The following is a 23,372-nucleotide window of genomic DNA, read 5'->3' on the forward strand; positions in this document are numbered from 1 at the left end:
GCAATGATTTTAAGAATAATCCTTTTCTACCAAAGAATCTTTTAGTTTTAGTAATTCAGCCTTCACAAATTCCAAACGATCGATTAGCGAAATGGTTTCAGAGATTTTACTATTGGTAGTTAGCGCAATGCGTGCACCATCCAAGGTATATCCTTTTTCCTTCACGAGATGATAGATCATTTTTAGGTTTTCTATATCTTCGGGAGTGAAATATCGGTTGCCCTTCTTATTTTTTTTTGGTTTAATAATGGGGAATTCTTGCTCCCAATATCTTATTAAAGAAGCATTTACATCGAAAGCCTTTGCGACTTCTCCTATAGAATAATACAGTTTGTCGGGTAAGTTTGTCTTCATTTTAATAATAAGGGAAAATTCAAAGATAATTATTTTTTAGGCTAAATAGCAACTCGTAAATTGCAGATTATATATAATGAATAATGAATAAGAAAACAAAACTAGCTTTTTGGGCAATATTAATGCTGTTTGTAGGCTGCAAATCTGTAAAAAATGCTTCTGTTTTTTATGCCAACGAAAATCCCAAATTAGTTTCTGATGAATTTACTTTTACAGAAGGTCCGTCTGCTGATAAATCTGGGAATGTGTATTTCACAGACCAACCCAATGATAAAATTTATATTTGGAATTGGAATTCCAATAAAATAACCGAATTCCTAGGTAAAACTGGAAGAGCCAATGGAACTTTTTTTGATGCTGATGACAACCTAATTACTTGCTCTGATGAAATTGGAGAAATTTGGAAAATAGGAAAAGATAAAAAAATACAAATTTTATCTAAAGGATTCGAAGGAAAAAGATTGAACGGACCAAATGATCTTTGGATAGATGCAAAAGGCGGAATCTATTTTACAGATCCTTTATACGAAAGAGACTATTGGAAAAATTTTAAACAAGAAATACCCGAAAAGAATTTGTACTACAGAAATAATTCAGGAAGCATTACCAAATTGGAAACCTTTGTGCAGCCCAATGGGATTATTGGAAGTATAAAACTAAATAAGTTGTACGTGTCTGATATTGATGCGAAAAAAACATATGTTTATGATATTTTGGGTGAAGGAAAACTATCTGATAAGAAATTATTTTGCGAAATGGGTTCTGATGGTATGACGTTAGACGCTAGTGGTAATTTGTACCTTACTGGAGAAGGCGTTACGGTTTTTAATTCAAAAGGAGAAAAAATAAAGCACATTGCAATTCCAGAAGCTTGGACGAGCAATGTTACTTTCGGAGGGAAGAATAACGATATATTATTTATCACAGCTTCAAAATCTGTTTATACCTTGAAAACTCAAACAAAAGGGATAAAATAGTTTGTTTTAAATATAAAAAAAGGTCACAAATTCAATTTTGTGACCTTTTGTATTCATGTGTAATCTTGGAAATTAGTAAGCTACTTCCATTTTTACTTTTTTGCCTTTTAGTTTTTCAGTGCTTAATTTCTGAAGAAGTTTTTCAACCTTTTTTCTAGAAATTGCCACATACGAAGTTGTATCTTTTACTTCAATCAAACCAATATCTTCTTTTTCAAGTTCGCCTTTCTTTATCAAGTATCCTACAATATCTACTTTGTTTACTTTATCTTTTTTACCTGCACTAATGTAAACGGTCTGCCATGGAGAATTTTCTGGTACTGTAGAGAATTCTTTCACTTCCTCTGTTGGCGTTTCTTTGCTGATGAATGGGAAATCTTCTTCCTCCGTCATCACAAGATAAACAAATCCTTTAGCGTTCATTCTTGCTGTTCTTCCGTTTCTGTGGATGAATGCGTCTTCTTTGTAAGGCAATTGATAATGTACAATAGATTCTACTTCAGGCACATCTAGACCTCTAGCTGCCAAATCTGTAGTAATTAAAATTCTTGCACTATCATTTCTGAATTTTTGCAAAGCTCTTTCTCTCTCATCTTGTTCCATACCACCGTGGAAGGTTTCTCTGTCTATTCCTTTGTCTCTCAAAAGATCAGAAATACGGTCTACAGCTTCTCTGTGATTACAGAAAATAAGTGTTCTTTTGTTTCCGATTTTGCAAATAAGGTGAAATAAGGTTTCCAATTTTTCCTCAGCAATCGTCATTACTCTTCTCAGTTGGATATCTGGTTTGCTTTCTGCCAATTTCAAGAAATCGATTACTTTTTCCTTGCGCAATCCTGCAAATTCTGGGATTTCGTCCATTGCTGTTGCAGAAGTAAGAATTCTTTGGGTAAGATTATTGGTTTTTCCAATAATGAATTCCATATCCTTATGGAAACCAAATTCCAAAGCTTTATCAAATTCGTCCAATACCAAAGTTTTGATCGTGTAAGGATCTATATTTTTATTTTTCAGGTGATAAACAACTCTTCCAGGCGTTCCAATAAGAACAGCAGGCGCTTGCGTAAAGTTATTAAGTTCTACTTTTTTATCGTGTCCACCATAGCACACAGAAACTTTAAAATCGGTCCCCATTGCTTTGAAAACTTGCTCTATTTGTAATGCTAATTCTCTTGCAGGTACTAATATTAATGCTTGTATTCCTGTAGCATCTTTTTTCAGATTTCTAAGGATAGGCATCAAGAAAGCCAATGTTTTCCCAGATCCAGTAGGAGAAAGTAAAACAACATCGGTATTATTTTTGGTCGCTGTATATGTGGATTGTTGCATCTGATTCAGTTCCTGAATCTTCAGTTTTTGTAAAATTGATTCTAATTCCATTTTGCAAAGGTAAAAGAAAACTTGCTGAGTAGAAATTATTACCCAAAATTTAATATAAATTGCTTCTAAAATGGTAAATTGGATCTTTTGATGTTCATTTTAAAACAAATTGAGAATTTTTATCTTGATTTAAATTAAAAAATAGCTTCAAGAAATTGTTTAAACTATGAATGATAGAATTTCTTCCTTCAATCCAATTATTGATGAACAATCTAAAATTTTAATTCTGGGTTCTGTTCCTGGTGTGAAATCTTTGGAGCAACAAGAATATTATGCGCATCCACAAAACAAATTTTGGACAATTATTTTTGAGTTGCTTGATGCGGAATTTACTTTAAACTATGATTTAAAATTAAATATTTTAAAACAAAATAAAATTGCACTTTGGGATGTTATCGATTCTTGCGAAAGAAAGGGCAGTCTAGATTCTGAAATAAAAAATGAAGAAATAAACGATATAAAATCTCTTCTAGAAATGCATCCAAATATAAAGGCTATCTTTTGTAATGGCGGCAAATCTTACAAGGAGTTGGTGAAAATTCTCGGTAAAAACTATTTAATTCCCATTTTTCTTTTGCCTTCTACAAGTCCCTTACACACCATTTCTTATGAAAAAAAGCTGAATAGTTGGCAAATCATTTCGAAACATCTTTAATCTAAATATTGAGACATACTTTGTAATAATTGTAACTGATTTTGAGTTCGATCTAAATTATGTTCTGGATATTGAATAGAATAATAGGTGCTTCCATTCAAATAATCAGTCAAAAATCGAACGGCTTGGATGTACACCACAACTTTTGCTGCATAATCTAAATTGTCTAGCTCCAAAGTAGATAGGTTGTCTTGCAAGTAAAAGAGAAATCCTTTTTTTACGGCCTTATAAATTTCAGAATTAAAATTGTTAGAGTTCGTAGCTTCGTCTTCATTTTTTGTATTACAATAAGATCGTACCATATCTCCAAAATCGTACAAAATGGTAGAAATCATTAGAGTATCTAAATCTATCACCGCTAAAGCTTCATTGTTTTTATTAAAAAGGATGTTGCTGATTTTTGGATCGGCATGGATGACTCTTTTCGGAAGTTGGTTTTCATTTTCAAGTTTAATCCATTTTAGTGGAAGATTTTCGAATAGATTTACAATTTGAATTTCTTTTTGTGCCTTGATTTTTAATTCATCAGTCGTGTTTTCTAAAGCAATTTTGTAATCATGCATTCTTTTTTCAAAATTGATAAAATTTGGAATGATTTCTTCTAAAGAAGGCAATTCTTTACAATTAATTTGAGCTAAAAAGTGACTAAATGTTTTTGCAGCTTCGTAAGCAATTGCAACATTAGAAACCTTAGAAAATGTTACGCTATCTTCAATATAACTCAACATTCTCCAGGGATTGAAATTTTCATCATATACCAAATATTCTTTCTCAATAGATGGAATTAAGTTTACAATTTCGTACAAATATCCACTAGATTCTAGTAAACAATTGATGTGCAAATGATTTAGAATTAAAGAATTTGGGTTTTTAAGAACTTGTTTATTGATTTTTTGAAGAATATATTTTTTTTGTGTATCTAAGTTTTCTACACAAAATGTAGAATTAATTAATCCATTGGTAATCGGTGAAATTTTGTACGCATCTTCGCCAAAAAACTGCTCTACAATGCATTCTACTTCCATAAATCTTCGGGGTAATTTTTTTCTTGAATTTGTGTTTCCAAATAATTTTTCATGATGTTTTTATCATCAGCATACGTCATTCCCATCCATTGTGAAGGCGATTTTTTCAATAAAACGTTTACTTTTTTCTCATTAATCATTCTTTGTACTGCAGAAGGAATATAAAATTCTTGAGTAGAAGCAGGTTTAGATTGCAAAAATTCTTCAAAATAAAGTTCCAAATTTTCGAAAATACTTGGATGAAATACAAAATAGTTCATTGAAACCAGCGTTTCTGGATCTACTTCAATGGTTTTGTCGTTTTCTGAATAAACAATTTTCTGACCTTCGGTTCTGATGGAAGTTTGTTCTTTAATATGCAACAAATTATCGACTTCATCAAAACTGCAAATTCCACGAGCTACCGTTCCATTTTCACTTAAAGTTGTATTTAAAGGATACGCAATGAGTTCATATTGGTTTTCGGAAATTTGACCTTCATTTATTTGTTCAGAGGCCAATTTATAAATTTCTTTACCATAAAAATCATCAGCATTAATGATAACAAAAGGTTCTTGAATCGTATTTTTTGCACACAAAATAGCATGCGCAGTTCCCCATGGTTTTTGCCTTTCAGAAATATCAAAATCTTTAAGTAAAAAATCTTTAATATCTTGATAAACAAAGACCAAATCAAAATTCTTTTTTTCAGAAATTTCTTTTAATCTAGTAATATAACTTTCAGGAATAAAACGATTAATTATTACTACAATTTTTGTAAAACCAGCTTCTAAAGCATCAAAGATTGAATATTCCAAGATAGGGGAACCATTATCCATAATACCATCAACTTGTTTTAAACCTTTGTATCTACTTCCTAAACCTCCAGCTAATATCAGTAACGTTTTTTTATAATTCATCTGTCATTCCAAATACAGGTTTGCGTGTTTTCCATTTTCCTTTTGTAAAGTCAGGTATTTCTACTACTTGTCCACCATTTGCGATAGATTGCTCGCTGAGTGGCGTGATAGAATACCATGTTGCAAGATCGTAAACATCCATCGGAAATTCTATATTTTTTTTGATACATTCTATAAAAGTATTCATCACAAAGAAATCCATTCCTCCGTGTCCTGCTCCTTCTGCTTTGTTTTCAAATCTTTTCCACATAGGATGGTCGTTATCCTTCAACCACTTTTCGCTATTGTCCCATTTGTGAGTATGATTCATTATTTTTTCAAAATAAATTTGACCCTGATCTAGACCACCAGAACCGAAATCTTGCCAAATTCCTTCTGTACCTTGAACTCTAAAACCCAAATCATAAGGTCTTTGCAGACTTGTGTCGTGTGTAAGAAGTATTGTTTCGCCATTTTCGCACGCAATCTGAGTTGTCACAATATCTCCTTGATTAAATTTTACTTTTGCGTTGGGATGATTTTCTCCTCCTTTTGCGTGTTCTACAATATATTTGTGTAATCCCAAAGATTTTGACGAGAAAGACGAAAGCCTTGTCAGTCTGTTTCCTCTATTGATATCCATCGTCATGGCAACTGGTCCCAAACCATGAGTAGGGTAGAGTTCACCATTTCTTTTTACATAATGTTCGGTTCTCCATTTTGCTTCACTGAAACCTTTTTCGCCGAATTCTGCACCAGAGTTGTAAGGTGTAACACCATCGTTAAATAAAACACCTCTTAGATCATGTTGGTAACCGCCTCTTCCGTGTACAATTTCGCCAAACATACCTTTTCTTACCATATTCAGAACAGCCATGATGTCTCTTCGGTAACAAACATTTTCCATCATAAAAATTGGAACTTTTGTTTCTTCATAAACCTTTACAAATTCCCAACAATCTTCTAGTTTAATAGCTCCAGAAACTTCCATACCCACAATTTTCTTTGCACGCATTGCTTCTACGCCTTGTGTAAGATGCCATTCCCAAGGTGTTGCTATAATTACTGCATCTATATTTTTTTGTTTTAAAAGATTTCTATAATCAAATTCTCCGTTTGAGAATTCCTGAGCTGCAGGTTTGTTATTGGCTTGTAATATCTTTTGTGAAGCTGCAAGCATCGTTTTATTGGGATCAGCAAAAGCAATTACTTCTACATCATCTCGTTTAGCGAGCAATTTTATGTGTTCTTGCCCTCGTAGTCCAACTCCAATAAATCCAACTCTTATTCTTTTATCTTTTTTAAAACCTTCTGAATAGGCAAATAATGAATTTGGTAAAACTAATGCTCCAAAACCTGCTAAGGCTGCTGTTTTTATGAAACTTCTTCTGGAATTATTCATTTAAAATTAATTTTAATTAAAGATTTTAAAATTAGGGAAAATTTCCGTAGATTAAACCAATATGAAATAATTAAGATTTGTTTAATCTTCAACCTAAAATTTAGGATTAAAAATCAGCAGTGAAAAAACGATTTTGCAGCTTCAAAGTGTAATATAGATTGGCAATTCAGCTTAAATCCAAAAAGGATTAATCCAATTACAAAAGATCACAACAATTTTGAGAATTAAAATACAAAAGCAAAAAAAAATAATTCCTTGCTTTTATATTGTTAGATTATTTATTGTGCAGTTACATACACTTCCTCATAAGGTTGTATAAGAACCCAACCGTTACCAGAAAACTTCATCTGAAATTCTTCTCCACTTCCTCTACCTAGCAAGCTTTTGAATGATACATTGGTTTTCAATTCTGGGCTTAGATTACCAGACCAAGCAACTGTAGCATTGGGATCTGTGAAAACAGGAGCGTCGGGAGTCACCATTAGCGTCAAAGGATCACCATGCGTAGTGATTGCAATATGCCCTGTTCCCGAAAGTTTCACTTGAAATAAACCACCTGAGATCATTCCAGCAATACTTTTAAGCATTTTAATATCACTATTGATGGTGTATTCGTGAGCCAAAACATCATTTCCGTTTACGAAAAGTGTTTCGTTATTCAAATAAAGAATTCTTACTTTTTTACCCGAATCAGCAACATATAATTTCCCGGTACCTTCTGCTTTCATCAGTTTAGAACCTTCTCCGCTAAGCGTCTTTTTTAGTAAGTTGCCCAAACCTCCAGATAGCATACCTTGTCTTTCGAAATTGATGTTTCCTACATAGCCAACCATGCTTCCCGTTTTTGTCCAAACTTTTTGGTTGTTTAGGTTGATTTCCAAAAGTGCAGGTTTTTCAAGTTCGAAGTAATCTCTTTCTAGAGGATTTTCTTTGGTTTGCTTTACAAATTCATCTAGTGAATATTTGCTCATAATTGTGATTTTTTTGTGAACACTAAGATAGTATTTTAGTTTAAATTTAGACCAAATTAAACACTTATTTAAAAAATAACCTCCGCAAAGTGCTTCTGGCAGGCGGTTGTGAAATAAAGACTTGACAAAGGGGTATCGAATGTTGTATATTTGCAAATAGAAAATTACATTAAGTATATTTTCATATAATTTTTAAACCGTAATTTAAAAAATGAAGACATCAGATTTTAACTTTGATCTACCTGAGGAACTTTTAGCAGAACACCCATCAGAGCATAGAGACGAAGCAAGATTGATGGTTTTGGATAGAAAAACTGAAACTATTGAGCACAAATTGTTTAAAGATGTAGTAGACTATTTTGATGAAAAAGATTTGTTCATCTTCAATAATACTAAAGTTTTCCCAGCGCGTCTTTACGGAAATAAAGAAAAAACAGGCGCTAAAATTGAAGTTTTCTTGCTAAGAGAACTAGATAAAGAAACTCGAGTTTGGGATGTATTGGTAGATCCAGCAAGAAAAATAAGAATTGGTAACAAGTTATTCTTCACAGAAGATGAGTCTTTGGTAGCTGAGGTTATTGATAATACTACTTCTAGAGGTAGAACTTTGAGATTTTTATTTGATGGTTCTTACGAAGAATTTAGAACTAAACTAAAGGAATTAGGGGAAACTCCACTTCCAAAATATATCAAGAGAGAAGTAGAACCAGAAGATGCAGAAAGATACCAAACAATCTATGCTAAGGTAGAAGGAGCTGTAGCTGCGCCTACTGCAGGATTGCACTTTTCTAGACACTTGATGAAGAGACTAGAGATTAAAGGGATTGATTTTGCTGAGGTAACTCTACATGTTGGTTTAGGAACATTCAACCCAATTGAAGTAGAAGATCTTTCTAAGCACAAAATGGAATCTGAAGAAATTTTTATTGATGAAACCAATGCTGAAATCATCAACAAAGCAGTACAAGAAAATAGAAGAGTCTGTGCAGTAGGAACTACTACTATGAGAGCTATAGAAACTTCTGTTTCTTCTAACAGAAAAATTTCAGAATTCAGTGGTTGGACAAACAAATTTATTTATCCTCCTCACGATTTTGGTGTTGCTAATGCGATGATTACCAATTTCCACACTCCAAAATCTACATTATTAATGATGATTGCGGCGTTTGCTGGTAAAGATTTCATTATGCGTGCATACGAAGAAGCGATAAAAGAAAAATATAAATTCTACTCTTACGGAGATGCTATGTTGATTTTATAATCGAATTTGCTCTATAGTAATAAATAAATTTAACATAAGAAATCCCGTTCAAATTATTTTGAACGGGATTTCTTTTTGTGTTGAATCAAGATTTATTTTACAATGAATTTTAGATTTGTTTTGTCTAAAATTAATAAATAAACACCTTGAGTTAGATTTTTAGTTTTAATAGAATTCCCTTGTTTGAAAGGAGCATCAATGGTCTGCATTAATTTTCCATTAAGGTTATAGATCTCTGCTTTGTTGATTTTGCTTACATCTCCACTTACGAAGATTTCTTGTCCAGAAATTGGGTTTGGAGAGATTTTCAAAGCATTATTTGCTAATTCTGCACTTACTGTTGGCTGAATCATTCTTGCGCCAGAAGTAGAATAGCAAGTCCATTTCAAGTCATCAATAGCAACTCTATTACTAGTAGAATTATTTACTAAGCTTACTGTTACATTTCCTGCAACGTTAATATTGTCTATTGTTGTAGTAGTTGCAGTTGAGCTATACGGAATAGTTCCTACAGTAGTCCCATTCACTTTTACTGCGAAAGTCCCATTTGTTCCCGTAAATTTCATTTGTGTCGTTACCGTCAGAGAGCTAATTCCATTAGTGGTACTTCCAGCCGAAAGAGTTCCATTTCTAAGAGTAATTGCCTTTCCGTTGATGGTTTGGTCGGTTCTAGCATCCGTAGCAGACCAAGAAATACCATTAGATGACCAAGTTCTAGCTGTGTAAGAAGCGTTAGATGCTGGGATAGAATCGAAGGTTTCTGTTACACAATTGGTACCAGGATTAGGTGTTGGAGTACTAGGATTAGGAGTAGTAGCGGTGTCGCCACCCCAAATTTGACCCACATAGCTCGGATTATCTATAAATGGATTTCTGTTGCCTTGGAAAGTATAAGATGCGTTATTTCGAAGGATCTCTGCTGTAGAAACTGGATCTTGTTTATGCCAAGCCAAAAGTACATTGAGTTCCCAAGTTTGTAATCCTGGAAATGCAGTGCTTCCCAACATATTTCCAGAAGAAAATGTAGAAAGTTTACTCTGATATCTTGTTACGAAATAGAAAATCATTCTTGCAACATCACCTTTAAATTCATCTATTGGTTCGAAAACTGTTCCAGCGTATCCAGAAGAGGCAGAATTACCCAACTTAGATCCATTTTTAGACGTAAAAGTAGCAGTCCCAACTTTTCCAAATGGATAATTGCTTCTCATTCCGTTTACTTTTCCGTCTGTCGCTCTGATGAAGTGGATATCTGAAACCATTGGTGCAGATTGGCTAAATAAACTTTGTGGTACAATATGCTCTCTATTGTAACAATTACCTTCTACAGAATAAGTTCCACATTGATTGGTTACAAGTGTATATTTGTAGGGATCCGTAGAACTAGGATTTTCGGAGTATATGTCCATGATAGATCCGTCGTTCTCAAATGTTTTATCAATATCCGTGGTCTTGTAAGCTGTCCAAAGTCCGCTATAGCCTTTGTCTTGATGACCATTGGTGATAATAGTGCTCAATGCTGATTTTAGGGCTGCTCCCGTAAGCCCATTTGCTGAAGAGTAATATCCTGCAGGCGCCTGAGCATGGGCGATACCAGCGATGGATAAAAAGAAAATAATTTTTTTCATGTACAATAATTTTATGCAAGATTACCACATTTTGTCGAATATAAAATGAGTTTTATATTAAATTTTTGTGATCTATTCTTAACGTATTTATCCTTACAATATTATAATAAGTAGCGATTATTTTATAATTGAACAATACGTATAAAATTTTTAATTTTGGGTTAAAATTCAAGATGAAAAAGATAATTTTATTCCCATTTTTAGCATGTATTGTGCTTAATTTTACTTCTTGTCAGCAAGAAAAACAAAAAACTGAAATCAAATAAACTATTCAAAAGGTAGAAGAACCTCAAAAAAATATTGTAGTACAGAATGTTTCTGTCGCAGTTTCTGAAATCGGCGTAGGTTGCATCACAGAATATTATAGAAAGGGAAGTAGTGGCCGTGATCTTATTTTTGTACAAGCAGGCTCTAAGAAAGACAATGGATGGAATAATTTTGTTAAAATAGACGGTAAAAGGGTTGTTTTTTATCAAAAATATGAAGCAACAAAATATGAGAGTGATGACGAATTTTCTATGCATCTCGAGAATGCAGAATATGAAATAAATATCAAAGCAAAAGTAGGAGAAGTAAGTACAGAGGCAGATTCTGCAGGAGCAACTGGACAAATGAAAGTTTTAAACAAAAAAACAAAAGCAGAAACTACGATAGAATTTGAAGGTGGAAGTGCTTGCTAGAAATTAAAGTTCACTACTAAAAAGTAAATTGGATAAAGGAACGTCTGTAGTAAAAATTGAAATGTTTTTCACCCGAACTTTCACTCTAAAAATAAACAATGAAAATCCCAACCATGCACGGTATTATCGAGAGAAGAATTCTTGTTAATTATACCGCTGACCCTACCGTTGTTCAATCTTTATTACCTTTTCCTTTTCGCCCAAAGATTTATAAAGGAAAATCTATTGTGGGAATCTGTTTGATTCGATTAAAAGATATAAAACCTAAAGGATTTCCTAGTGTTGTAGGCGTAAACTCGGAAAATGCAGCACATAGAATCGCTGTAGAATGGGACGAAAATGGGATTACAAAAGAGGGAGTCTTTATCCCCAGACGAGATACCAATCTTTGGCTGAATTCTTTGGTTGGAGGAAGGATATTTCCTGGTAAGCATTATTATGCAAAATTTGAAGTTGAAGAAAGTTCTACAGATTATCATCTTGCTTATACAAGTTCAGATTCTACCACTTTGGAACTGGATGCGAAGCTTTCTTCAGATTTTAATAAAAACTCAATGTTTGGAAGTTTAGAAAATGTATCAAATTTCTTTGAAAATGGTTCTGTAGGCTATTCTTCAAATGGAAATTGTTTTGAAGGATTACAATTGAACGCTTATAGTTGGGAAGTTCAACCTTTGGAAATCCATCGTATAAAATCTAGTTTTTTTGAGAATACATCTGTTTTTCCAGAAGGATCTATACAATTGGATAATGCTATTTTGATGCAAAATATAGAACACGAATGGAGTGCTTTACCTGAAATTATGGGTGAATAAATTTTTCGGTTTATAATATTCTTATTTTTATGGTTTAGTTCGAAAATAATGAAATGAATTTTACTATTTTATTAAAAAGTGTATATTTGAGAAATATAACTAATTTAAATTGAACGCAAATGAAAGATTACAAAGTAGAAACACTTATTTTTTACACAAAAATTACCTTAGACCCAGATCACATCGCAAAAAAATCTCAAGAAGATATTCAAAACAAATTAGATGAGTATTCTAAAAACGGTTATCATTTAGTAACTACCAATTCTACCAATTTTGGATTGGCGATTTATGTGTATTTATTTTTCGAAAAGGATGCTTAAAAAAATAAGCTTTGATATTTTAAAAAAATATTTTTCAGAGTTTGCTTTAATTTTCATCAGTGTTGTACTCGCTTTTGCATTGACAGAGTGGAGTTCTAACCAAGGAGATAAAGTTTCTCAGAAAACAATATTGAGAGAAATAAATAATGGTTTGAAGTCTGATCTAATCGATTTGCAAAATAATTATAATGGGCATAAAATAAGTGTATCAAGTATCAATTACTTCGCAAATTGGTCTAAAGGTTCAGTAAAGAGGAATGATTCTTTAGCGTTACATTATTTAGCACTATTTAGAAATTATTCGCCCATAATTAATAAAACAGGATACGAATCTATGAAGTCTAGTGGACTAAAAACGATTACAAACGATAGTTTAAGATTTAAAATTATTGAACTTTATGATTTTAATTACAAAATAATAGAGAAATTAGAAGATGGAGCGCCTGAATTACAGGATTTTCAAAATTATTTTAAACCTATAAATGATGTAATTTATCCTAATTTGATCTTTAGTAATCAAGGTCAAATAGTAGATATAAAACCTTCGGATAATCTAACAGAGAAAAACAGACAAGAACTTCTAAGCTATTTTTGGAGGATGAAAAATAATAGAGTGCTTAAGATATTGCGATACAAAGAAGTTTTAAATAAATTGAAACTACTAGAAAAATCCATCATTCAAGAATTGAAAAATTTGGATTAAATCAACTCTTTTTCTTTAACTTTATTTAAATACAACCTCTTCAAAAGAAATTTTGGGGAGGTTTTTTAATTCCGAACACATTGCTTTAAAGTAATCCTATTAATCACTATAATTGGCGTAAAATATATTATATTAAACAAATTTAGTGTTTAAAATTTTAATAATAAGTTAAAAAGTTATATTTTAGATTCACCAAATTAACATATTTATAGTAAAACACAAATGGGAATATTAGTAACCAACGAAACCGTAAAACAGCTTTTCCATATTGCACAATCTATTGCAAGAGAAAATTATAATGCCACGTATAGTGGTCCGCACATTCTTCAGGCGCTAATGCATAAAGATATTGGCCTCACCGAATTTTTAAAAAGTATAGACAAAGATCCTGGCTATTTTTATGAATGGGCAGATGTACGTTTGGAAGATTTTCCCAAAACAACTCACCTTCCTGACGTGGTTGGAGAAGGAGAATTTGTAGATCGAATTTTGGAAGAAGCGGATGATATTAGGCTAAAATTGGGCTTAGACGAAATTACACCAATCTGTATTCTTACAGCAATTGTAAAACCTCAAGTAGCATTTACACTCCAGCAGCTGAAATCTTTGCCCTTGCGTGAGCACGAGATTTTCAATTTGTATAGAAAGGAAACACCTTATGGTGCAGCAGAACAATCTGAAATTTCTTCTTTATTTTCTAACGGATCAGATTATGCTGACACTTCATTTCCTTCCATCAAAAGCTATTGCATCGATAGAACTGCGCAGGCACGAGATGGCAAAATAGAAAATATCATAGGTAGAGATAAAGAACTTCGCATGTTGGTAGAAATTCTTTGTAGAAGAACAAAACCTAATGTGATTATTATTGGAGAGCCTGGCGTTGGGAAAACAGCATTGGTAGAAGGTTTTGCTACAGAAATAACTAAGGGAAATGTACCAGAAATGTTGAAAAATGGGACACTATTAGAGTTGGATACTGGAGCACTTTTGGCAGGGACATCCTATAAAGGTGAGATTGAAGATCGTCTAAAAAAAGTAATTAATGAATGTAAAAAAATAGAGAAAGCTATTTTATTTATTGATGAAATTCATACACTTTTAGATCCAAAAGGAAGCATAGGAAATGTAGCCAATCTATTAAAACCAGAATTGGCAAGAGGAGAAATTACCGTAATTGGTGCTACTACGCAAGAAGAATACAGAAAAATAATAGAGCCAGAACAGGCATTCAATAGACGTTTTGAAGTACTTACGGTTCTTGAACCTGATGAGCAAACGTGTGTAAAGATGATAGATGTCCTTTTGGATGGTTATAAAAAACACCACGGCATTGAGGTTGAGAAAAGAGCACTTCCAGAATGTGTACGTTTGGCAAAAAGATATGCTAAAGGTAAAAAACTTCCAGATGCAGCAATAGATTTGTTGGATAGAACAATGGCAGCTATAAAGATGCTAGACGAACTTTCTGAGAAAGAACTAGAAAGTTGGAAATTGATTTATGAAGCTATTTTGGAAGAAGAATTTTTAGATCCAAAAGATAAGGCAGATGAATTGATTTGGAATTACAACCTACTTAGAGATAAAATAAGTCCAATATTATGGGGTTCTCTTAATGAGCAACCACAAATCGACAATTCTATGCCTGTAGAGCATATTCAAAAAATTATTGAAGATACTTATACAGAATTACTACAACATGCAGCTGTAAAAAGAGAGAAAGTAGATCGATTAGAATTGGCAGCTGTAATGGCAGCAAAAACCAATATTCCAATTGGTAAAATACAAGCGCAAGAAAAAGAAAAACTACTGAATATGGAGTCTTTACTTCTGAACAGAGTAGTAGGGCAAGATCACGCGTTAAAAGTTTTATCTGATGCAATTGTTGAAAACCGAAGTGGATTGAATAAACCAGGGCAACCTATTGGTTCTTTCTTTTTATTAGGTCCTACAGGGACAGGGAAAACCGAATTGGCAAAGTCGATGGCAGAATTACTTTTCAATGACGAAAAAGCAATGGTAAGATTTGATATGTCAGAATTTAAAGAAGAACATTCTGCGGCATTATTGTATGGTGCGCCTCCTGGATATGTAGGATATGAAGAAGGGGGAATGTTGGTTAATAAGATCCGTCAGCAACCCTATACGGTAGTTTTATTTGATGAAATTGAAAAAGCACATCACTCTGTTTTTGATGTATTCTTACAAATTATGGATGAAGGAAAAGTTCATGATAAATTGGGTAAAGAAGGAGACTTCAGCAATGCTATTATCTTATTTACCTCGAATATTGGAAGTGAAGAGATTGTAAAACAATTTGAAGAAGGCAAAATACCAGAATCTTCTTTGCTGATGCAGATTATGTCTAATTCGGGAAGATTTCGACCAGAATTTTTAGCAAGAATTACAGAAATTATTCCTTTTGCACCTATTACAGAATCTATTGCTGAACGTATATTTAATATTCAATTAAAATCATTACACAAGTCATTACATCGCCTTGGGATGGCACTTGCCATTACGGATGAAGCGGTGAGAGAATTGGCGTTAGGCGGATTTAGTAGTAAGTACGGTGCCAGACAAATTTCTGGAGTCATACGTTCTCAATTGGCAAGACCGATCTCCAAAATGATTGTAAGGGAGGAAGTGAAAGTTGGGCAAACACTACATGTAGATTGGAACAAAGAAGAAAACAAAATAAGTTGGGTTGTGAAATAGCAACCTCCAAAAGTAGGTGTCTTACATAAACTCCTACTTTTTTATACTACACAAATAATGAAAATTTCGAAAACAAAAACGGCTATAGTGTTGCTATTTTTTGCTTATAGCCAATGGACACAGGCGCAATATCTGTCTGCATCCGACACTTCAGAGAGCAGTGTGAAAAGATATACAGATATCATCAACAATTATCGTGAGCAAGTGAAGTTTATAGAATATACTTTAGCAAAAAAAGGTGTTCCTAGACATATGAGAAATTTGGCTTTAATAGAATCTCATTTCAATAAAAATACTACTTCTAGCGCCGGAGCGGTTGGGGTTTGGCAATTTATGCCTGCACATGCCAATCAGTACGGATTATCTACAAGCGATAGAAACGATATCTACAAAAGTACACAAGTGGCCGCAGTGTCTCTGTCAAATTTGTACAGAAAATATAATAATTGGGTAACTGTTGTGGCAGCATACAATTGTGGAGAAGGAAATATAGCAAAAGCAATGCAAGCTGCTAACTCTAGCCAATATCATATCTATTCTCCTTATCTTCCCAATGAAACCATTAATCATGTTCAGAAATATCTAAATGCTTGTTATGCAACTGGAGAATTACCTAGTGTTATAGCAGATTATAATAATTCTAGGATGAAGACTATCTTTATAAAGGGAAACGGGGGCAATCAAAATGAAGACGCACTTACAGAAACTGAAATTAATGCAAGCTTCAACCTCAGAATAATCGCTGAAGAAATTGGGTTGGATTTTTCTCAACTTCTATCATGGAATCCAGGGATTGAAGAAAAATTGGCTAATGACGGAGAAAGTAAATTATATCTTTCTACAGATAAAATGCCCGATTTTTTATACAAAAAAAGCAAAATTTTAGTAAGATCAATCAATCAAGCACCTTAATGCTAATAATCAAGCAATAAGAATTCTCATTTATAAAAATGGATCACAACTTTAAAATTCAAAAAAAACTTTATCTTTGCTTTTATGATTTTACGTGGAGAAAATTTAATCAAAGAATACGGTCCGAAAAAAGTTGTAAAAGGAGTTTCTGTAGAAGTGAAACAAGGAGAAATTGTTGGACTACTAGGCCCCAATGGCGCTGGTAAAACAACTTCTTTTTATATGATTGTTGGTCTGGTTAAACCTACTTCAGGTAAAATATTTCTAGATAAGCAAGAGATTACATCAGATGCAATGTATCGTAGAGCGCAAAAAGGTATTGGATATCTTGCACAGGAAGCCTCAATATTCAGAAAGTTGTCTGTGGAAGACAATATTATGGGGGTTCTGGAGCTTACGAAATTATCAAAGCGAGATCAAAAAATAAAATGCGATGAGTTAATAGAAGAATTTTCTCTTCAGCATGTTAGAAAAAACCGTGGAGATTTATTATCCGGTGGAGAACGTCGTAGAACAGAAATTGCAAGATGCTTGGCTACAAGTCCGAATTTTATCCTGTTGGACGAGCCATTCGCTGGGGTAGATCCTATTGCAGTGGAAGATATTCAGAAGATTGTTAGAAGTTTGGTAGACAAAAATATTGGTATCTTAATTACGGATCACAATGTACAGCAAACTTTGGCAATCACCAACAAGACCTATATTATGTTTGAAGGCAAAATCTTGAAAGAAGGTTTACCAGAAGACTTGGCCAATGATCCTCAAGTGAGAGAGGCGTATCTTGGGGAGAATTTCGTGTATCAAAGTATTTTTGATAAGCCAAGTAAGAAAAAATATGCGTATAATATTTGGGCTGGAAATTTTGATTCCAAATTTCAATTTCAAAATTTTGTAGACGAAAACTTCAAAGGATATGATGATTTGAAGATACTTTATGGCTTCGAGGATATTAGTTTTGCGTCGTTAGCTAATTCTGAAGTGGAATATATTTTCAATGAAATTGTAGATAAAAATGCAAATAATTCTTTTGTTTTTCAGAAGAAGGAATTAAATTCACTTTATACATTAGATACTGCTCAATCTCAATCTCAAAAAGCAAGTCGTCCAGAGTTGCATTATTTGACTACTTACGGTTTTGAAAATTAAAATCTATGTTAATCTAGGTTAAAAGAAATAAATTAAACGTACCTTTTCATTAGGATTTGGTACGTTTTTCGTTAATAGGTAAGGCATGGCAAACCCTTTCAATAGAACAATTACGTTATATAGTATCTATAAACAATTAGTCCCATTTATCAAGCCTTATAGGGTCATGATTTATGTTACACTATTACTTACATTTTTAGGTGCATTGGCAGCTCAGGTAAACCCGTTGGTACTGAAATATACTGTAGATGAGGTTACAAAATTGACGCATCTTCCAGATCCGATGGCAAAAGGTGTTCATATTCTAGTGCTTATTTCTATTATACTTTTGGGTAAAGAATTGTTGAACATTTTCATTAATTTTGGTCAGAAATTTTATGGCGAAAAAATCAGAATTAATGTAAGTTCGGTTTTAGCACAAACTGCAATTGATAAAATTTTAAGGTATCGTGTTGCTTATTTCAATGATGAAAACCACGAATCTGGAAAATTACAAATAAGAATAGACCGAGGAATAGAAAGTTTAACCAAGTTGGTGCAAAACTTCTTCATCGATATACTACCCCTATTTTCTAATGCCATCATTGCTTTGGTCATCATGTACACTCAAAACATATATGTGGGATTGGTATCAACCATAATCGTTCCTATCTTCTTTTATATAAGTTCTTTACAAGCTAAAAAATTGGGTGGTGTAAGAAGAGCTTTGAGAAACCAAAGAGAACAAAAAACTTCAGGTTTGCTCAATTTAATTAACTCTATCATGGTGATTAAGAGTTTTGTGAGAGAAAAATTCGAAGGCAAAAAACAATATGATCTTCAGATGCAACTGATGGAAAGTCAGCTTTTCACTAGAAAAACCAATTTCATCTATGATGGATTAAAAACTTTTATCGAGCAATTTGGAGTTGTCGTAATTATTCTGTTAACTGTATATTTGGTTCTAGATCAGCAGATGACTATCGGAGCAATTATGTTGCATATTCTATTATTTAATAATGTTTCAGCACCTATTCGGCAGTTGCACCGTATTTATGACGATATGAATGATGCGATGATCTACGCTGAAGGTTATTTTGATATTCTGAATGCAGATGAGGAAACAGAACAAAATGGAACTTTTGTAGAGCAAAAAATTAAGGGTAATTTTGAGCTTAAAAATGTTAATTTTTCTTATCCAAATGGTACAAAAGCATTGAATGACGTTTCCATGACTATCGAAAATGGAAAAACGACTGCACTTGTAGGATTAAGTGGTGCAGGAAAGTCTACTATAATTAATCTTTTGTGTAAATTTTACCTACCAAATTCAGGTGATATCAGTTTGGATAACGTCAATTTATCTCAATATGATAACTCTTTCTTAAGACATGATTTGGGATTGGTATTGCAAAAAAACCATATTTTCCAAGGAAGTATAGAAGATAACATTAGATATGGAAATATGAATGCAAGTTTCGAAGAAATAGAAGAAGCGGCAAAAAAAGCCTATTTACATGATCAGATCGTGGATCTCCCAGAAAAATATAAGCATGATGCAACCCAGCTTTCTGGTGGACAACAACAAAGGATTGCGATTGCGAGATTATTCTTGAAAAACCCTCCAATTATTTTCTTGGATGAGCCTACTGCGAGTTTGGATGCAATTGCTACCGAACAAATAAAAAATTCTTTGGATGCCATTAAAGAAGGAAGAACGGTGGTAATAATTTCTCACTCTTTATCTCAAATTTTAGATTCGGATAAAATCTATGTGATGAAAAAAGGACAAGTTGTAGAAAGTGGAACGCACGATCAATTGTATGTACAAGATGGAGTTTACAGAGAGATTTTCAATGCGTCAGCGAGAAGTTTAAACCTCGATCGATTGGTGAATACTTACAGAGATAAATAAAATTTATTGAGTAATAAAAACAGTTTTGGAAAATTTTTAAACATTGATTTGCGTTAAAGCAAAATTAATTAACTATAGATGAATGATCATCACATAAAAAAGCTAGACCGAGTAACAGCTATTCTCACCCAACTACAATCGAAACCCATTGTGAGGGCTCAAGATTTGGCAAATAAATTTCAAGTAAGTATAAGAACGATTTATCGTGATGTCAAAACTTTAGAAAATGCTGGAATTCCAATTGTGGGTGAAGCGGGTAGTGGCTATTACTTGATGGAAGGTTATAAACTTCCTCCTATCATGTTTACAAAAGAAGAGGTTTTGAGTTTTATTACGGCAGAAAAATTAATGCAAAAATTTTTACATCAAAGTCTTGGCATTCATTATCAGAATGCAATGATTAAATTACGTTCAGTATTGAAATACTCAGACAAAAGCTTAATAGAAAATATTGAAAATCAAATTGATGTTTATAATGATTGTAATGATTCTGAGACTGAGAATATCAGAAATATTATACCTATAATTTTAGAAAGTATTGCAGAAAAGAAACAGTTAAAAATAGAATATAAAACTGCAGATTCTATAATTTCTTCAAGAATTATTGAAGTAGTTGGTGTTTTCTATGAATTCAATTATTGGTATATGATGGCTTTTTGTATTTTAAGAAATGATTTTAGACAATTTCGAGTAGATAGAATATTCCAAATTATTAAAACAGAAAATTCTTTTTCTAATGAATATGGGCAGATAAATGATTATAAAAAAAATTCTTACGGAGAAAAAGTTAAAGTAAGAATTTTGATAGAAAAAAAGGCAGTTAGCTTTATGCAAAACTCGAAAAAATATTATGGTTGGGTTGAGGAATTTGATAGGGAAAATGAAGTAGAAATGATTTTTGAGACAGCATGGATTGATGAAGGTTTTCCTCGTTGGCTAGTTACTTTTGCAGATTATGTAACAGTGTTGGAACCAGAATCACTCAAATTTTCATTTAAAATTTTACTGAATAAAATAATTCAAAAACATCAATAAAACCCAACATTTACGTTGGGTTTTTGTATGTAATTGACTAAAAAAAACTCTTAAAACCTTTCCCAAAAGAATGGAGGCTGAATTCCTAAAGCCCTCAAGTAGATAAATCCTTGAGCACGATGATGTATTTCATTATCAATGAAGTATAAAATGTTTTCATATATAGGAAATTCAAACTCTCCAAACAAATTGAATGTCTCTTGAAAACGTTCTTCAGATATTTGTTTAAAATAATCATTGATTACCAAGGTTTCTTCGTCCCATTTTTTAAGAATTTCTACTTTTGTAGTAGGATTAAAACTAGACTCGTCATATTTTTCAATACTGTTTTCTACAATACTTTTCAGAGAAGGACCAGCAATGGAAATAAGTTCTACGATCATCTTAGAGAATGATCTCATACCAGCTATCGAAAAATCAAATAATTCCTTTTCTGGGAATGCTTCAAGGGTTCTGCGCGTTAGATTTCTGTGTCCTTGCCAGTGCTCTAATAATTGTTCTGTCGTCATAAACTGCTTTGTACTTGTTGTGCTCATAATATTTTGTATTAACTTGTTTTGTTGATTCAAAAATAAATTAAAGTTGTGACAACAGTTTGTCAGTAGAAATCTGCTTTTTGTAAAATTGATAGAAAATGCAGATATTAAAATTAGTTAAAATACCAATTATAGTATTAGATTAAGATAGGGAGTCCGATTAATAATTGTAAATTGTCTCAAATTTACTTATGAAGAAGATTATTTTGCCATTTTTCTCTATTTTATTATTAATATCTTGTAATAAAATTGAAGAAAAAATAGATCAAACGGTTCAGGAAACAACAGAGAAAATTCAGCAACGAGCTCAGAAAGCAGTAGAAGAGACCGTAAAAAAGACCGTAAATGAATCTATAAATTCTCTTACTAATACTGAAGATGTTCAGTTTAATCAAGTTTTTCCGAGTACTGGAGAGGTTATAGTTTCAGAAGAAAAAGGTAAGAAGTTTAAGTTTCCAAATGGTTCAGAAGGTTTTATTTTTAAATATAAAGCAGATAAAAGTGTTCTCATTCCTTTTTTAGAAAGACAAGCTACAACTGATGAGACTCAATCTGATAAAGTAGCTCGAAAGATTGATGGACAAAATATAATTGATAAAATCAGTTTTATAGAAAAATTTCTTCCAGAAAACATGGTTGATTCTAGCTTTTTAGATAATATTAGAAATAATAAAAGTATTGAATACTATAAATTGAAAAGATATCCTTATTCTAGCACTTTGATCTATAATCCCGTGAGTAAAACTGTTTTGCAATATGTGGAGATAAGTAAATAGCAGAGTAGAAAATTTAATTTTATGATAAAAGAAAATGCAGTAATTTAGGGGTATGAAAATATATACAAAAACAGGCGACAAAGGGGAAACTGCTTTGTATGGCGGAACTAGAGTTTCCAAATCTAGCGCTAGAGTAGAAAGCTATGGCAATATAGATGAGCTTAATTCTTTTATTGGGATTGCAAAAAGCCATATTAGAGACGGAGAAGTTTTAGCTCAGCTAAAAAAAATTCAATTCGATTTGTTTACTGTTGGTTCTGAAGCTGCTACGCCAGTGGATAAATTGATATTGGCGAATGGAAAATCTAGATTACCACTTATTATCACTGATACTGAAATTGTGGAATTAGAAAATTGGATGGATGCCTTCGACGAAAAAATTGTTCCATTGCAATATTTTATTCTTCCTGGTGGTGGACAAGCTGCAACTTTTCTTCATGCATCAAGAACAATTTGTAGAAGAGCCGAAAGATCAATGGTTTTTCTAAATGAGACCGAAGCAGTGCGCCCAGAACTGATAAAATACCTTAATAGACTTTCAGATTATCTATTTGTATTAGCAAGATATATCTCAAAAATAAATAACGAGCCAGAAGAATATTGGATTCCGAATGAAAAATAAAGTTCTTTTATTTCTCAACGGAGAACCTCCAAAAACATTTCCTAATCTTTCAGATTATAGTTTGATTGCTTGTACCGATGGCGCTTTTCATTATCTCAAAAGGTATGGGTTCCCGATGGATCAATTAGATTTTATCTCTGGCGATTTCGATTCTCATTCGGGTTCTGACGATGAGCTGTATAAAGAGAAATTTATTCATACACCAGATCAGGACAAAACAGATTTTTGTAAAAGCTTGGAGATTATTGCTGATAAAGGGTTTACGAATATTCATGTTTTGGGAGCCAGTGGAGGAGAGCAGGATCATTTTTTGGGAAATTTGTCGGTTGCTTATTCATTTAAAGATAGATTGCAAATAAGATTCTTTGATGCCCATTCTGAGTATTTCTTTATTCCTAAAAATTTTGTCTTGAATAACGTCAATCAGAAGATGATTTCGTTGTATCCGTTTCCGATTGCTGAAAATGTATCTACGAGTGGTCTGAATTGGAGTTTGAAGAATGAAAGCCTTGGCATCACCACAAAAATTGGTACCCGAAACTTTGCTGTGGCGGATGAGGTGTCTATTTTTTACGAAAAAGGTGATATTCTGGTGTTTGTAGGCGCGAAATATTTGTAGATTTTATATAAAAAGTATCAAATCAATAATGTGATAAAACTTTAAATTTTAATAAGATTTAAATC

The 23,372-nt window shown here is 32.7% G+C and carries 22 protein-coding genes and 1 pseudogene; 15 read left to right on the forward strand and 8 right to left on the reverse strand.

The features are described 5' to 3' along the window. Positions 1 to 9: 9 nt before the first annotated feature. A complete protein-coding gene (locus ACKI42_RS08070; RefSeq protein WP_407404250.1) occupies positions 10 to 354 on the reverse strand; it encodes a MerR family transcriptional regulator in 345 nt (114 codons plus the stop codon). A gap of 83 nt (positions 355 to 437) precedes the next feature. On the opposite strand from ACKI42_RS08070, the gene ACKI42_RS08075 reads away from it, so the two are divergent. Continuing rightward, positions 438 to 1,331 carry an SMP-30/gluconolactonase/LRE family protein gene (locus tag ACKI42_RS08075; protein ID WP_407404252.1) on the forward strand — a complete coding sequence of 298 codons (894 nt, stop codon included), beginning with the start codon at positions 438 to 440 and terminating at the stop codon, positions 1,329 to 1,331. Between the two features lie 72 nt (positions 1,332 to 1,403). On the opposite strand, the gene ACKI42_RS08080 is transcribed toward ACKI42_RS08075, so the two are convergent. Beyond that, positions 1,404 to 2,711 carry a DEAD/DEAH box helicase gene (locus ACKI42_RS08080; protein ID WP_407404254.1) on the reverse strand — a complete coding sequence of 436 codons (1,308 nt, stop codon included), beginning with the start codon at positions 2,709 to 2,711 and terminating at the stop codon, positions 1,404 to 1,406. A gap of 166 nt (positions 2,712 to 2,877) precedes the next feature. On the opposite strand from ACKI42_RS08080, the gene ACKI42_RS08085 reads away from it, so the two are divergent. Next, on the forward strand, positions 2,878 to 3,366 hold the full coding sequence (locus ACKI42_RS08085; protein ID WP_407404256.1) for a DNA-deoxyinosine glycosylase: 489 nt from the start codon (positions 2,878 to 2,880) through the stop codon (positions 3,364 to 3,366). Here the strand turns inward: ACKI42_RS08085 and ACKI42_RS08090 are convergent. The 4 genes from ACKI42_RS08090 to ACKI42_RS08105 form a co-directional block, all read right to left on the reverse strand. Further along, positions 3,363 to 4,391: a phosphotransferase gene (locus tag ACKI42_RS08090; RefSeq protein WP_407404258.1), complete on the reverse strand. Its 1,029-nt coding sequence runs from the start codon at positions 4,389 to 4,391 to the stop codon at positions 3,363 to 3,365. The genes ACKI42_RS08085 and ACKI42_RS08090 overlap by 4 nt on opposite strands. Beyond that, the gene (locus tag ACKI42_RS08095) at positions 4,382 to 5,290 is read right to left on the reverse strand and encodes a sugar phosphate nucleotidyltransferase (protein WP_407404260.1); all 909 of its coding nucleotides are present in this window, start codon (positions 5,288 to 5,290) and stop codon (positions 4,382 to 4,384) included. Before ACKI42_RS08095 ends, ACKI42_RS08090 begins: the two co-directional genes overlap by 10 nt. After that, positions 5,280 to 6,671 carry a Gfo/Idh/MocA family protein gene (locus ACKI42_RS08100; RefSeq protein WP_407404262.1) on the reverse strand — a complete coding sequence of 464 codons (1,392 nt, stop codon included), beginning with the start codon at positions 6,669 to 6,671 and terminating at the stop codon, positions 5,280 to 5,282. Before ACKI42_RS08100 ends, ACKI42_RS08095 begins: the two co-directional genes overlap by 11 nt. Positions 6,672 to 6,949: 278 nt before the next feature. After that, the gene (locus tag ACKI42_RS08105; protein WP_407404264.1) at positions 6,950 to 7,642 is read right to left on the reverse strand and encodes an AIM24 family protein; all 693 of its coding nucleotides are present in this window, start codon (positions 7,640 to 7,642) and stop codon (positions 6,950 to 6,952) included. A 211-nt stretch (positions 7,643 to 7,853) separates the two neighbouring features. Between ACKI42_RS08105 and queA the strand changes: the two genes are divergently transcribed. Beyond that, positions 7,854 to 8,903: a tRNA preQ1(34) S-adenosylmethionine ribosyltransferase-isomerase QueA gene (queA, locus tag ACKI42_RS08110; protein ID WP_407404266.1), complete on the forward strand. Its 1,050-nt coding sequence runs from the start codon at positions 7,854 to 7,856 to the stop codon at positions 8,901 to 8,903. A 92-nt stretch (positions 8,904 to 8,995) separates the two neighbouring features. Here queA and ACKI42_RS08115 read toward each other — a convergent pair whose 3' ends face one another. After that, positions 8,996 to 10,531, reverse strand: coding sequence for an endonuclease (locus ACKI42_RS08115; protein ID WP_407404268.1), 1,536 nt, complete (start codon positions 10,529 to 10,531; stop codon positions 8,996 to 8,998). A 518-nt stretch (positions 10,532 to 11,049) separates the two neighbouring features. Here ACKI42_RS08115 and ACKI42_RS08120 point away from each other — a divergent pair. The 9 genes and pseudogenes from ACKI42_RS08120 (at position 11,050) to ACKI42_RS08160 (ending at position 20,754) form a co-directional block, all read left to right on the forward strand. Further along, on the forward strand, positions 11,050 to 11,211 hold the full coding sequence (locus tag ACKI42_RS08120) for a hypothetical protein (RefSeq protein WP_407404270.1): 162 nt from the start codon (positions 11,050 to 11,052) through the stop codon (positions 11,209 to 11,211). Positions 11,212 to 11,309: 98 nt separating this feature from the next. After that, positions 11,310 to 12,026 (forward strand): DUF2071 domain-containing protein, encoded by a 717-nt coding sequence (locus ACKI42_RS08125; RefSeq protein WP_407404272.1) that lies wholly within the window; start codon positions 11,310 to 11,312, stop codon positions 12,024 to 12,026. 119 nt (positions 12,027 to 12,145) lie between these two features. After that, positions 12,146 to 12,346, forward strand: a complete 201-nt coding sequence (locus ACKI42_RS08130) for a DUF4177 domain-containing protein (RefSeq protein ID WP_407404274.1) — start codon at positions 12,146 to 12,148, stop codon at positions 12,344 to 12,346. Further along, positions 12,339 to 13,049, forward strand: a complete 711-nt coding sequence (locus ACKI42_RS08135; protein ID WP_407404276.1) for a DUF6090 family protein — start codon at positions 12,339 to 12,341, stop codon at positions 13,047 to 13,049. Before ACKI42_RS08130 ends, ACKI42_RS08135 begins: the two co-directional genes overlap by 8 nt. 222 nt (positions 13,050 to 13,271) lie before the next feature. Then, positions 13,272 to 15,767 carry an ATP-dependent Clp protease ATP-binding subunit gene (locus tag ACKI42_RS08140; protein ID WP_407404278.1) on the forward strand — a complete coding sequence of 832 codons (2,496 nt, stop codon included), beginning with the start codon at positions 13,272 to 13,274 and terminating at the stop codon, positions 15,765 to 15,767. A 57-nt stretch (positions 15,768 to 15,824) separates the two neighbouring features. Then, positions 15,825 to 16,679: a lytic transglycosylase domain-containing protein gene (locus tag ACKI42_RS08145; protein ID WP_407404280.1), complete on the forward strand. Its 855-nt coding sequence runs from the start codon at positions 15,825 to 15,827 to the stop codon at positions 16,677 to 16,679. Between the two features lie 84 nt (positions 16,680 to 16,763). Continuing rightward, a pseudogene (lptB, locus tag ACKI42_RS08150) lies at positions 16,764 to 17,489 on the forward strand (LPS export ABC transporter ATP-binding protein); the annotation flags it as partial. 502 nt (positions 17,490 to 17,991) lie between these two features. Beyond that, on the forward strand, positions 17,992 to 19,719 hold the full coding sequence (locus ACKI42_RS08155; RefSeq protein WP_407404282.1) for an ABC transporter ATP-binding protein: 1,728 nt from the start codon (positions 17,992 to 17,994) through the stop codon (positions 19,717 to 19,719). A 78-nt stretch (positions 19,720 to 19,797) separates the two neighbouring features. Next, complete coding sequence (locus tag ACKI42_RS08160) at positions 19,798 to 20,754, forward strand: helix-turn-helix transcriptional regulator (protein ID WP_407404284.1); 957 nt, start codon at positions 19,798 to 19,800, stop codon at positions 20,752 to 20,754. Between the two features lie 50 nt (positions 20,755 to 20,804). On the opposite strand, the gene ACKI42_RS08165 is transcribed toward ACKI42_RS08160, so the two are convergent. Next, positions 20,805 to 21,290: a DinB family protein gene (locus ACKI42_RS08165; protein WP_407404286.1), complete on the reverse strand. Its 486-nt coding sequence runs from the start codon at positions 21,288 to 21,290 to the stop codon at positions 20,805 to 20,807. Positions 21,291 to 21,481: 191 nt separating this feature from the next. On the opposite strand from ACKI42_RS08165, the gene ACKI42_RS08170 reads away from it, so the two are divergent. From ACKI42_RS08170 to ACKI42_RS08180, 3 genes are read left to right on the forward strand one after another with little or no spacing between them, the layout of a single operon-like run. Then, entirely contained in the window at positions 21,482 to 22,066 is a 585-nt protein-coding gene (locus tag ACKI42_RS08170; RefSeq protein ID WP_407404288.1) for a hypothetical protein, read from the forward strand. Positions 22,067 to 22,118: 52 nt separating this feature from the next. Beyond that, a complete protein-coding gene (locus ACKI42_RS08175) occupies positions 22,119 to 22,688 on the forward strand; it encodes a cob(I)yrinic acid a,c-diamide adenosyltransferase (RefSeq protein ID WP_407404290.1) in 570 nt (189 codons plus the stop codon). Then, positions 22,678 to 23,307, forward strand: coding sequence for a thiamine diphosphokinase (locus tag ACKI42_RS08180; RefSeq protein ID WP_407404292.1), 630 nt, complete (start codon positions 22,678 to 22,680; stop codon positions 23,305 to 23,307). The genes ACKI42_RS08175 and ACKI42_RS08180 overlap by 11 nt, the downstream gene beginning before the upstream one ends. Positions 23,308 to 23,372: the final 65 nt, after the last annotated feature.

The sequence above is a fragment of the Chryseobacterium sp. genome, assembly GCF_045629545.1.
Taxonomy (GTDB): domain Bacteria; phylum Bacteroidota; class Bacteroidia; order Flavobacteriales; family Weeksellaceae; genus Chryseobacterium.